General features: G+C 69.0%; 13 protein-coding genes and 1 pseudogene. 12 read left to right on the top strand and 2 right to left on the bottom strand.

Annotated elements, in window-relative coordinates; genetic code table 11:
• The first annotated feature begins 107 nt into the window (after nucleotides 1-107).
• Both ACFXAZ_RS12935 and ACFXAZ_RS12930 read left to right on the top strand, forming a co-directional pair.
• Complete coding sequence (locus ACFXAZ_RS12935; protein WP_384588743.1) at nucleotides 108-710, top strand: TetR/AcrR family transcriptional regulator; 603 nt, start codon at nucleotides 108-110, stop codon at nucleotides 708-710.
• A gap of 164 nt (nucleotides 711-874) precedes the next feature.
• Complete coding sequence (locus tag ACFXAZ_RS12930; protein WP_384588740.1) at nucleotides 875-3,079, top strand: MMPL family transporter; 2,205 nt, start codon at nucleotides 875-877, stop codon at nucleotides 3,077-3,079.
• A gap of 101 nt (nucleotides 3,080-3,180) precedes the next feature.
• Here ACFXAZ_RS12930 and ACFXAZ_RS12925 read toward each other — a convergent pair whose 3' ends face one another.
• A complete protein-coding gene (locus tag ACFXAZ_RS12925; RefSeq protein ID WP_384588737.1) occupies nucleotides 3,181-3,594 on the bottom strand; it encodes an ATP-binding protein in 414 nt (137 codons plus the stop codon).
• A gap of 139 nt (nucleotides 3,595-3,733) precedes the next feature.
• Here ACFXAZ_RS12925 and ACFXAZ_RS12920 point away from each other — a divergent pair, with 139 nt between their 5' ends.
• From ACFXAZ_RS12920 to ACFXAZ_RS12875, 10 genes are all read left to right on the top strand, one after another.
• Nucleotides 3,734-4,582: a helix-turn-helix domain-containing protein gene (locus ACFXAZ_RS12920; RefSeq protein ID WP_384588735.1), complete on the top strand. Its 849-nt coding sequence runs from the start codon at nucleotides 3,734-3,736 to the stop codon at nucleotides 4,580-4,582.
• Nucleotides 4,579-4,767: a DUF397 domain-containing protein gene (locus ACFXAZ_RS12915; protein WP_384588732.1), complete on the top strand. Its 189-nt coding sequence runs from the start codon at nucleotides 4,579-4,581 to the stop codon at nucleotides 4,765-4,767. The genes ACFXAZ_RS12920 and ACFXAZ_RS12915 overlap by 4 nt, the downstream gene beginning before the upstream one ends.
• A gap of 149 nt (nucleotides 4,768-4,916) precedes the next feature.
• Nucleotides 4,917-5,183 (top strand): hypothetical protein, encoded by a 267-nt coding sequence (locus ACFXAZ_RS12910; protein ID WP_384588729.1) that lies wholly within the window; start codon nucleotides 4,917-4,919, stop codon nucleotides 5,181-5,183.
• A complete protein-coding gene (locus ACFXAZ_RS12905) occupies nucleotides 5,164-5,682 on the top strand; it encodes a DUF6879 family protein (protein ID WP_384588726.1) in 519 nt (172 codons plus the stop codon). Before ACFXAZ_RS12910 ends, ACFXAZ_RS12905 begins: the two co-directional genes overlap by 20 nt.
• Before the next feature lie 12 nt (nucleotides 5,683-5,694).
• Nucleotides 5,695-6,543, top strand: a complete 849-nt coding sequence (locus tag ACFXAZ_RS12900) for a helix-turn-helix domain-containing protein (protein ID WP_384588724.1) — start codon at nucleotides 5,695-5,697, stop codon at nucleotides 6,541-6,543.
• A 201-nt stretch (nucleotides 6,544-6,744) separates the two neighbouring features.
• Nucleotides 6,745-7,200 (top strand): NUDIX domain-containing protein, encoded by a 456-nt coding sequence (locus ACFXAZ_RS12895; RefSeq protein WP_384588721.1) that lies wholly within the window; start codon nucleotides 6,745-6,747, stop codon nucleotides 7,198-7,200.
• Nucleotides 7,201-7,259: 59 nt separating this feature from the next.
• Nucleotides 7,260-8,189 carry a hypothetical protein gene (locus tag ACFXAZ_RS12890; protein ID WP_384588718.1) on the top strand — a complete coding sequence of 310 codons (930 nt, stop codon included), beginning with the start codon at nucleotides 7,260-7,262 and terminating at the stop codon, nucleotides 8,187-8,189.
• Between the two features lie 42 nt (nucleotides 8,190-8,231).
• On the top strand, nucleotides 8,232-9,146 hold the full coding sequence (locus ACFXAZ_RS12885; protein ID WP_384588715.1) for a protein kinase: 915 nt from the start codon (nucleotides 8,232-8,234) through the stop codon (nucleotides 9,144-9,146).
• A gap of 123 nt (nucleotides 9,147-9,269) precedes the next feature.
• Nucleotides 9,270-9,806, top strand: coding sequence for an RNA polymerase sigma factor (locus tag ACFXAZ_RS12880; protein ID WP_384588712.1), 537 nt, complete (start codon nucleotides 9,270-9,272; stop codon nucleotides 9,804-9,806).
• 7 nt (nucleotides 9,807-9,813) lie between these two features.
• Entirely contained in the window at nucleotides 9,814-11,019 is a 1,206-nt protein-coding gene (locus ACFXAZ_RS12875) for a CU044_5270 family protein (RefSeq protein WP_384588709.1), read from the top strand.
• A 37-nt stretch (nucleotides 11,020-11,056) separates the two neighbouring features.
• Here ACFXAZ_RS12875 and ACFXAZ_RS12870 read toward each other — a convergent pair.
• Nucleotides 11,057-11,265: pseudogene (locus tag ACFXAZ_RS12870) on the bottom strand (hypothetical protein); the annotation flags it as partial.

Raw genomic sequence — 11,265 nt, 5'->3', positions numbered from 1 at the left:
AGGTGACCCAGGCCACGTACGAAACAGTTTCGTTTCGCTAGGGGGCGCGCTATATTCGTCCTGTACGAAACCGTGTCGTCCTCAACTGGAGAGGGAAGGCGAGGGACATGACTGATGTCGCAACGGCGCGTCGCAGTCGGCTCACGCCCGAGCGCGAGGCCGAGTTGTACGAGGCTGTGCTCGACCTGCTCCGGGAAGTCGGCTACGACGCCCTCACCATGGACGCCGTGGCCGCCCGCACCCGATCCAGCAAGGCCACGCTCTACCGCCAGTGGGGCGGCAAGGCGCAACTGGTCGTGCGCGCCCTGCGGCAGTGCAAGCCGCATCATCTCAACGACATCGACACCGGTTCGCTGCGCGGTGATCTGCACGCGATGGTCTCTCAGGAAGACGACTGCGCGATGGAGCAGACCTCCGCGCTGATGCGGGGGATCGCCATGGCGATCCACACCAACGCGGATCTGCGCGAAGCCTTCTCGGATCAGCTCATCGATCCCGAGATGGCGGACTTCCGGAAGATCCTGGAGCGGGCCATCGCCCGCGGTGAGGTTCGCTCCGACTGTCCGGCGCTGGACTTCTTGCTGCACATGCTGGTCGGCGGCTTCGCCACCAGAGCACTGCTGGACGACAAACCGCCCACGCAGGAGTTCCTCATCTCGTACGTCGACGCCGTGGTGCTCCCCGCCCTCGGTGTGCACGCCTCCTCGTAGGCGACCCACCCAAGTCCCACCCTGGCTCCACGCCACGCCCACCTGACGTCACCGCTCACGTCGTCGGGCTGATCAGCTCTGCCCGCGCAGCCCCCACTGCGTGGTCGCCGGGTCGATCACACCTGCCCCGATACGCCCCACGACCCGACCGGGAGTACGCCCACGTGGCCACTTTCCTCTACAAACTCGGCCGACTCGCCTTCAGGCGACGGCACTTCGTCGTCCTTATCTGGGTAGCGATGCTGACCCTCGTCGGGGTCGGCGCGGCCAGTGCCCCCGCCGCGGGCTCCGGCTCGTTCTCCATCCCGGGCACCGAGGCGCAGCGCGCCTTCGACCTGCTGGAGGAGCGGTTCCCCGGCTCCAGTGCCGACGGCGCCACCGCGCGGGTCGTCTTCAAGGCGCCCGACGGTGAGCAGGTGACCGACGCGGAGCACAAGTCGGTCGTCGAGGAGACCGTCCGGACGCTGTCCGACGGCGCCGAGGTCGCCTCCGCCACCGACCCCTACACCACCAACGCCGTCAGCGACGACGGCACGGTCGCCTACACCTCGGTGACCTACGACGTCTCCGGCATGGAGCTGGCGGACTCGACCAAGGACGCCCTGGAGGGGGCCGCGCAGGACGCGCGGGACGCCGGGCTGACCGTGGACATCGGCGGTGACGCGCTCCAGGCGATGCCGCACACCGGCGCCGCCGAGATCATCGGTATCGCCATCGCCGCCGTCGTCCTGATCATCACCCTCGGCTCGCTCATCGCCGCCGGGCTCCCGCTGCTGACCGCGCTGATCGGCGTCGGTATCGGCGTCGGCGGCATCACGGCTCTCGCCAACCCGCTCGACCTGGGCTCCACCACCTCCACCCTCGCGATGATGATCGGCCTCGCGGTCGGCATCGACTACGCGCTCTTCATCGTCTCCCGCTACCGCGCGGAACTGGCCGAGGGCCGGGACCGCGAGGAGGCGGTGGGCCGGGCGGTCGGTACGGCGGGTTCGGCGGTGGTCTTCGCGGGCCTGACCGTCGTCATCGCGCTGGCCGGTCTCGCGGTCGTCAACATCCCGATGCTGACCAAGATGGGCCTCGCGGCGGCGGGCACGGTCGTCATCGCCGTCCTCATCGCCCTGACGATGATCCCGGCGCTGCTCGGCTACGCGGGCCGCAAGGTCCAGCCGGCGGGAGCGAAGTCGAAGCTGCTGGGCCGGGGCAAGGCCGCTGACGCGGAGGCCGGGCCCAACATGGGCACCCGCTGGGCGCGCTTCGTCGTACGGCGTCCGCTGGCCGTCCTGCTGATCGGCGTGGTCGGCCTGGGGGCCGCCGCGATCCCGGTCGGCTCGATGGAGATGGGCCTGCCGGACGACGGCTCCCAGCCGACGGACACGACCCAGCGCCGCGCGTACGACCTTCTCTCGGACGGCTTCGGCCCCGGTTTCAACGGCCCCCTGATGGTGGTCACCGACGCCCGCGCCAGCGCCGACCCCGAGGCTGCGGCCAACGAGGTCGCCGACCGGATCGAGGGTCTGCCCGACGTGGTGTCGGTGACGGAGCCCGCGCCGAACGAGGCGGGCGACACGTACACGATCACGGTCATCCCCGACTCGAAGCCGTCGTCGGTGCAGACGGAGGATCTGGTCCACGCGATCCGTGACGCGGGCGCCGGCATCAAGGCCGACACGGACGCGAGTGTCCTGGTCACCGGCACGACAGCGCTGAACATCGACTTCTCGCAGAAGATGAACGACGCGCTGATCCCGTACCTGGCGCTGGTGGTCGGCCTGGCCTTCCTCCTGCTGATCCTGGTCTTCCGCTCGATCCTGGTCCCGCTGAAGGCGGCGCTGGGGTTCCTGCTCAGTGTGCTCGCGGCGCTGGGCGCGGTGGTCGCGGTCTTCCAGTGGGGCTGGTTCGCGGATGTCATCGGGGTCGAGGAGACCGGCCCGATCATGTCGATGATGCCGATCTTCATGGTGGGTGTGGTCTTCGGACTCGCGATGGACTACGAGGTGTTCCTCGTGACCCGGATGCGGGAGGCGTTCGTCCATGGGGAGGAGCCGACGCAGGCCATCGTGACGGGCTTCAAGCACGGGGCGCGGGTCGTCTCCGCCGCCGCCGTCATCATGATGGCCGTGTTCGCCGGCTTCATCGGCTCCTCCGACTCCATGGTGAAGATGATCGGCTTCGGCCTCGCCATCGCCGTCTTCTTCGACGCCTTCGTGGTCCGGATGGCCATCGTCCCGGCGGTCCTCGCCCTCCTCGGCAAGAAGGCCTGGTGGCTGCCGAGGTGGCTGGACCGCGCGGTGCCCAACGTGGACGTCGAGGGCGAGGGGTTGCGCACGGCGTCCGACCCCGAGGAGGAGAAGGAGCTGGTACGCGCCTGACGTACCGCGCGGTGAGGTACGGCGCGGTGAGGTACGGCGCGGTGAAGTACCGCGCCTGACAAGGACCGGCCGGTGAGGGTTCCGTGGGGACGGGGCTGCCCTCACCGGCTGCTTTGTGCACGGACCTCGGCCCAGACGGTCTTCTTCGGACACGGCCCACTGCTGACGCCCCAGGTATCGGCGAGGGCCTCGACCAGGAACAGCCCCCGCCCCGAGACGTGGTCGAGCCGGGGGTGCGTGAGCCGGGGGAGCTGCTCCCCGAGGGTGTCGGTGACCTCGATCCGCAGGGTGGGGCCGACGACGTAGAGGGTGAGCCGGAAGCTCCGTCCGGGGACGCGGCCGTGGGTGGCGGCGTTGGCGGCGAGTTCTCCGACGATGTGCTCCGCGGGGTCGAGGGGGAAATCCCAGGCGAGGAGTTGCTCGCGGGCGAGGAGACGGGCGGTGCGGGCGCCTAGGGGGGTGGAGGGGTGGAGGGTGGTGAAGTTGTGGATGGGGTTGGCGAGTTGGGGGTTCATGTCACACAGAGTGGCGGAAAGTGCTTGCCTGGACGTGCTGTGATGGCTGTGCGTATCCAGGTTGTCTTGCCGTTGTCTCGCTTGTCTTGTCGTTCCTGGGTGCGCGGTGGGTACGTGTGCGTGCTGAAGGAGGCTGCAAATGACCAACGAGAGTGCAGACGACCCGGGGTGGGACGTGCCCCCGGGAGAGGAGTTCATGCCGCTGATCGAGGCGGTGGCGCGAATGCTGAAGTCCTGCCGGACACACGCCGGGTTATCGGTGGTCGCGTTCGCCGAAGCCATGGGGTACGGCGAGGACATGATCCGAAAGCTGGAGCGCGGAGACCGGATTCCCCGGCCGGAGTTCCTGGACCGGGCGGACAGTCTGATGCGGGCGGACGGGCGTCTCCGGTGGTTCATGGAGGACGTCGAGAAGGCCCGCTACCCCAAGCGGGTACGGGAACTGAAGGCGGTGGAGGACCGGACGGTCGAGGCGCTGATCTACAGCAACCACAACATCCATGGGTTGCTTCAGACGGCCGAGCACGCGAAGGCACTGTTCGAGATGGTGCAGCCGCCGTACTCGGCATCGGAAGTGGAACAGGGTGTGGCGTGGCGGATGGCCCGGAAGGCCATTTTCGAACGGGAGCCCACCCCGACACTCAGCTTCGTCCAGGAGCAGGTGAGTCTGGAACGCCCCATCGGCGGCAGGGCGATACAGCGCCGACAGCTTGAACATCTGCTGGAACTGTCTCAGTTGCGGCACGTCGCACTCCAGATCATGCCTACCGATCGGGAGGAACACGCCGGGGTGAACGGCCGTATCCAGGTGATGAAGTTCGCCGACGGTACAGCCGTGGGGCGGTCCGATGGCGAGTTCTTCGGCCGCCCGTTCGATAACCCCCGGGAACTTCGTATCCTTGAACTGCGCTATGGCATGATCCGCGCGCAGGCTCTCTCCCCGAGGGAGTCGCAAGCCTTCATCGAGCGCAGACTAGGAGAACTATGAGCGCCCCCGACCTGCACTGGTTCAAGAGCAGCTTCAGCGACGACGGCGATATCCAGTCCTGCGTGGAGGTCGCCATAACCCCCGCCACCATCCACATCCGCGACTCCAAGACCCCGACCGCGCCTCACTTCACCGTGGCCCGGTCCGCTTGGACGGTCTTCGTCTCGCACACCGGCGACCACTGAGGACTCCCGATCAACGCTGAGCGCACCCCAGAGCGCGAGGCGTTGATCCGGCTGGCGGGCCGCGCTCCGAGCGCCCCCTTGCCCTGGCTCAGACGCAGGCGTCAGGCTCGTGCACACTCGTGCAACCGCTTCGGCACCTGGAGCGCCCAATGGCCCTGAAATTCCTCGGCATTTGGCCGAACACCCCCGACGACGGCTCGCCCACGATCTGGCTGGACGACACGACCGGCGACCTGATCATTCAGTCCTGGACCGCCGACGAGGAGACCGTCCGACAGGCTCGGGAAGTCGGCTCCGTGCCCGGCCACTCGACCGACGTACCAGACCATGAAAGCGTGATCCGCCTCCCCGCCAATATGCTCCAGTTCATCCCCCGCGTGGACAGAGAGGCCAACCGTGGCAACAGCGGTACGTGAAGCACTCGCCAAGGCGCAGCACTCCGCCATGCACCTGGAGCTGCGGGACAGCTACATGCGCGACGACCCGGAGTTCATCCGCTGGCAGCAGGGCCACCGGTACGACCCGGCCGACCGCGCGTCGTGGTGGCGCTCGTGGCTGGACGTGGTGGCCGAGACCACCGGCCGGGGCGTGGCCATGCGACGGCTCCGCGTCGTCTCCGAGCCGCTGAGCGATTACGTGCGCTACGAGTACGACGGCACCTTCACGAACGTGGCGGCCGGTGAAAACGTGCGCTGGCTGCCGCGCTCGCAGGCGCGTGGCCTCCTGCTCCCCGTACTGGACGGCTGGGTGGTGGACGAGGCGACCGTGATCCTCCATCACTTCAGCGGCGAAGGGCAGTGGGTCGGCCCGCGTATGGAGGTGCTCCACGACCCGGCGTTGGCGGCGCAGTACGTGACGGCGTACGAGGCGGCGTGGGAGCGGGCCATTCCCCACTCGGAATACCGGCCTGCCTGACGGTCACGCACCATGGCCATACCCGCATCGTCCAGCGCCCAGCAGGCCCGGCGGGCTCTCGCGGATCGTCTCGCGGAACTCTGCCGGGACGCCGGTCTGTCCGGACTCGACCTGGCCGGGCGATGTGAGTGGAGCCGCTCCAAGTCGTCCCGGATCATGAATGCCCGTACGACCCCGTCGGCCGATGACATTCGGGCTTGGTGTGCAGCGTGTGGGGCTGAAGAACAGATCGAAGACCTGATCGCCATGCTGCGCACGGCCGAGGGCATGTGGGTGGGCTGGCGGCGCATGGAGCGGGCCGGGCTCAAGGCGGCGCAGGAAGCGCGCATGCCGCTGTACCGGCGAACCCGCCGTTTCCGCTCGTACTCCTCCTGGCTCGTGCCCGGCTTGATCCAGACCGAGCCGTACACCGCGGCGGTACTGCGAGCGATCCAGAAGAGGCGCGGCCTGGTGGACGACGTGGCGGGCGCGGTGGCCGCGCGCATGGAACGTCAGCGCGTCCTGCGCGAGGGCGGTCGCCGGTTCGCGTTCCTGGTCGAGGAGTCGGTGCTGCGGGCCGGGATCGGTGGCGCCGAGGTGATGGCTGGACAACTCAGCCACCTGATCGCGGTTTCCGCCCTGTCCAACGTCAGCGTGGGAGTCGTGCCCATGTCTCCGGAACGGGAACGCTGGCCTGCCGAGGGGTTCTGGATCTACGACAACGCGCAGGTCAACGTCGAACTCATCTCTGGGTACCTCACGATCACCCAGCCCAGCGAGGTAGCCATGTACGCCGAGACGTTCGCGGAGCTGGCGGCGCTGGCCGTCCATGGCCCACCGGCTCGGGCGCTGATCGCATCGAGCATGGAGTCCCTCGGGTGATCGTCGTGCAACCTCGTGCACATCGCTGGGAGTTGAGCATCGACTATCTCTAACGTGGGCGTCATCGATTCACGCACCCGATTCGGAATTCTGGCCGAGGCCGGGATCGTGAAACTGTAGGCGTGACTCACACCCCACGCCCCAAGTTGAGTCAGAGACCGCAAGCGCGCCTCGCGTGCCTGCCTGATGGAAAGAGTGCGTATGAAGCGAATCGTCGCCCGGGTGTGGAAAATCATTCGCGGCCCGCTGCAATGGCGCATCCTATGGTTCGCGCACGCCAAATTCATGGTCGGCGTGACGGGTGTGGTGCGGAACGAACAAGGGCAGGTCCTCTTGCTCAAGCATCGGATGTGGCCCGCCGACCGTCCATGGGGACTTCCCACCGGCTACGCGGTAAAGAGCGAGGAATTTCCGGAAACCGTCGTTCGGGAGGTCCGGGAGGAAACCGGCCTCGAAGTCGTACCCGGGCGGCTGGTTCAGGTGACCAGCGGCTACAAACTCCGCGTGGAGATCGCGTACGAAGCTCTCCACGTGGGTGGAACCCTCAAGCTCGACGGCTTCGAGATTCTGGAGGCGAAATGGTTCAGCCCGGATGCGCTCCCGGAGGGGATGCAGGAGTCTCACATCCAGCTCATCAAGTCAGGCATGCCGGCTTAGCGGAACTGGCCCCCAACGAGTCCGTGACCGGTGCTCAGGCAAGGGCAGCACTGGCGGCCATGCGAGCCGACCTGTCGCCGGTCACGGGCAAGCACCCCGCCCACGTGTTCCGGCCGCTCTCGGACCTGCTCAGCGGGTGGGAAGCGAACGGAATCGACACCACGATCTTCCGCGCCGGTGTCGACATCGCAGGCCACCGGTACGCCGGGTACGGGCTGGCGAGGATGCTGCCGCTTGAGCGGGTACTGGTCGGCTGTGCATCCTCACGTGCCGGGGCCTTCGGTGGATTCCACCACCCGGACCAGGGATACCGGCACCTTCAAATGGTGGCCGTCATCACCCTGTACGGGCTCATGGGCCGCCGAATTCCTGAGCCCCCCGCGCCGCTGGTCCTGCTCGACCTGCTGCGCGCGTACGCGCATGACTGCCTTCACTACGGATCGCGTCGGCGGTACGTGGAAGTGGCGGGTGTGCCCGTCCGGACTCAGTACGGAATCAACTACCGCCGCACAAGCGGACAGGCCTATTCGGCTGCCGACAAGCGCGGAAGCCACCACACCCGGAACATCGGAATCGTCATGGAAGGCGCGTGCGACAAAGAGGCTCGTTTCATCACCCGGCAGGCGGCAGAACACTTCGCCGTGACGGAACCCTCGGACGGTCTCGGCGCACTCGCATTCCGGGACGTGACGGGAACGCTGACGGAGGCGGACACCGGGCGCATGGTGGACGTACCGCAATGCGAAGAGCAGACGCGATACGCGGCAGCCCTCCTCGGCTACGAGAAGGGCGTCAACCGCCGGTACGCGCACTTCCTTGAGGAATTCGCCCCCGGGGAAGAGTACGAGTGCCACACGCGCCTCCTCGCGGCCATCATCAGCGGGGACGTGATGAAGCTGGGGGCGTGGCTGGACGAACGGCACGGCCCCGGAACCTTCCCAGGCCTGTTCCGGACGCCGGGGTACTTCGAGCCCTGCCTGACGGCTTGAGAAGGCCGTCTCCGCCACACCACGACTGAAGGACATCGGACGATGGGCGCAGCACCTCCAGACGAGGCAGTAGCGGCTCTGGAGCAGATGTGGGGGTCGGTCACCTGCGAACTGCTCGGCGACCGGCGAGGCTCCCGCGCGTGGAAGGTCAGCGGGGCCCGGGGCATCGCGGCACTGAAGGCCAACAACCCCGATGCCGCCCTCGGACGCGACAAAGCGGCGGAGCTGGCCCAGGAGGACCGACACCTACTTGCCCTCATCGACGCGGGCGCCCTTGGTTCCGGGTACCGGGTTGACGCCGGAGCGTGGGAGGGCGGCCAGTGGCTGGCGGTCCGCTGGATCGAAGGAACTTCGTTGTGGACCGCCATGGCCGTGGCCCGCGGCCTTGAGGGCGACGGGCCCTCGGTACGGTCGTGGCTCCTGAGTGTCGCCCGCAGCCGGGCTGGGCAGCTCGAACGGCTGCATTCCGTCGGCTGGGCCCACGCCGACGTGCAGCCCACCAACACCCTCGTCACCCGCGACGGCCGCGCCGCCCTCTTCGACTTCGCTTTGTCATGCGGGCCCGAGACGGCGGGTCGGCTTCCGTACCGGGGCGCGCTGACCCACACCACCGCCCCGGAGATCGCCGACGCCATCCTGACCACGCCCGCCGACACCCACATCCAGGCCCGGCCACCGGCCGACATCTGGGGACTGGGCGCCTCCCTGTTCTGGTGCTGGACCGGACAACGCCCCGTCCCCTACGCCGATGACACCCCGCGAACGGACAAGCTCCGCGCCATCGCCGACGGCAAGCGCCTCCCGTTCGATGACGCCCGGCCATGGCCCTTCCCTCACTTCGAGGAGATCATCACCGCGTGCCTGGCACCGGTCGCCAACGACCGGCCCAGCGCCGCCGAGCTGGTCACCCTCGCGAGTAGAGGGTCTCTTCCGGACACCCAGGTACTTCCCGCTTGACGGCTTGAAACCATGAGCGTCATGGGAATCCACCGGTTCGCCTGTAACGATCGCCCCCGCCGCACCACTTCTCCACGACGGAGAACACGGACAGACGACACCGGAGAAGACGGAGGTGCGGCGGTGGTCGATGAGGAGAGCCGCTTCACCGCGATGTACGACGACTGCCGGGCGCGGGTCTGGGCCTATGTGGTCAGCCGGGCCGGGCGGCAGGTCGCCGACGAGGTGGTGAGCGAGACCTTCGCCGTCGCCTGGCGGCGCTGGGCCGACGTACCCGACCCGCCGTTGCCCTGGCTGCTCGGGGTCGCCAGGAACGTGCTGCGCGACACCGTACGGGCCGAGGTCAGACGGGAGTCGTTCGCGGTGGAGCTGGCGGCGTGGACCGAGCACGGGCCGGACATCGCGGACGACGTGGCCGATCGCAACGACCTGCTCAGGGCGCTCGCCGAGCTGCCCGATGAGGATCGGGACGTGTTGATTCTCGCGGCCTGGCAGGGGCTCACGCCCGCCCAGGCGGCCAAGGTCGTCGGGTGTTCGGCGGCGGCCATGCGGGTGCGGTTGCACCGGGCGCGCAAGCGGCTGACCAAGGCGTTGGGCAGCGTGACGCCGCCTGCCGCCCCCGTCCGGTCCCGGGTTCGGCTCGTGCGAGAGGAAGTGTGAGGACGTCATGGGCAGCAAGCGGTTCGATGACATGGATGTGATGGCGAGGCTCGTGGCGGGCCGGCCCGACGCGTTGGACGACGGGGGCCGTGTCGATCCGGTGACCCGGGCGCGGGAGTTGGCGGTGGCGATGCGGCCCGATGTCGTCGTGGCGGGGCCCCGGAAGAGCCGGCGGCCGGTGCGGCCACGCTGGGGGCTGGCCGCCGTACCGGTCGCGGCGGCGGTGGCCGTCGCGGTGGTGCAGGGCGGGGGAGGCGGGTCCGGGGCCGTGACGCCGGGGGCCGAGCCTGCGCCCGCCGACAGCTATCTGCTGGCCGCCGCCGCGAAGGTGGAGGCGACGGGGGAGCAGGGGGCCACCGGGGACTACTGGTACCAGGAGGAGCGCACCGGCACGCTGCACCAGGTCCCGGGCGACTACGTGGTCGACCAGCGTCAGATGTACCGGCAATGGCTCGCCCAGGGGGAGGACCGGCGCTGGTCGCAGACCGTGGACGGCGGGACCGGACCTGCCTCGGCCGGGGACGAGCGGGTCTGGAAGGAGGCCGGGGCGCCGGACCTCTGGACGCTGCCGGACGACGGCGGGACCGTCCGGCAGCAGGCCCAAGGCGTGGTCCAGCAGGACGCGCCCGGCGGGGGCGCCGACGTGTTCCCCATCGGCGGCCTGGAGACGGACGTACTGGACGAGCTGCCGACCGACCCGGAAGCCCTGCGGGAGCGGCTGGCCGAGCTGACGGACAGCCGGTTCAAACCGGGCGACGGCGTTCAGGACGGGGAGGAGGAGCACGGGGAGCAGGAGGGCCAGGACGGGCAGGACGGGCAGGACATCCAGGACTGGATCGTGCAGCAGCAGATCATTCAGATCGCCGTCCATCTGCCCGCCGACGCCGAGCTGCGCGCCGCCGCGTACCGGGCGCTGGCCCAGGAACCCGGGGTCAAGGACCTGGGCGTGGTGAAGGACCGGTCGGGGCGTGAGGGGCGGGGCGTCTCCGTGCCCCTCAACGGTGGCCGCTATGAACTCCGGATCGTTCTGGACCCGGCGACCGGCGCCCCCCTCGGCACCCTGACCGCCACCACACGCGCCTTCGACGGCTGGGACAAGGGCGCGATCACCGCGTACACGACGACCGTGGAGCAGAGTTGGACCGATGTCCCGCCGCCCTTTGACGACGATCTGGAGACCTCCGGGCCCGGTGCCTCCGCGTCCAGGGACTGAGCCCCGGCGTCAGGGGAAGTACGTCACGGGAAGTACGTCACGGGAAGTACAGCGCCGCCTTCCGGAGTACGTGGGTGGTGAACATGCCGCCCCATACGACATGACCCCGGAACATGGTCGTCCGCCGGCCCTCCGGCGTCGTCGTGACCGTGATGGGGCGGCCCACCACCTTCGTGCCCAGGACGCGGGCGTGCGGGCCCCGCGCCCCCCCCCCGCCGCCGCGCGGCCGCGCCCCCGCCCCCGCGC

This window comes from Streptomyces sp. NPDC059477 (genome assembly GCF_042749375.1).
GTDB lineage: Bacteria > Actinomycetota > Actinomycetes > Streptomycetales > Streptomycetaceae > Streptomyces.
Note: the sequence above shows the minus strand (reverse complement) of the source record. Positions and strands in the feature narration are given on the sequence as shown.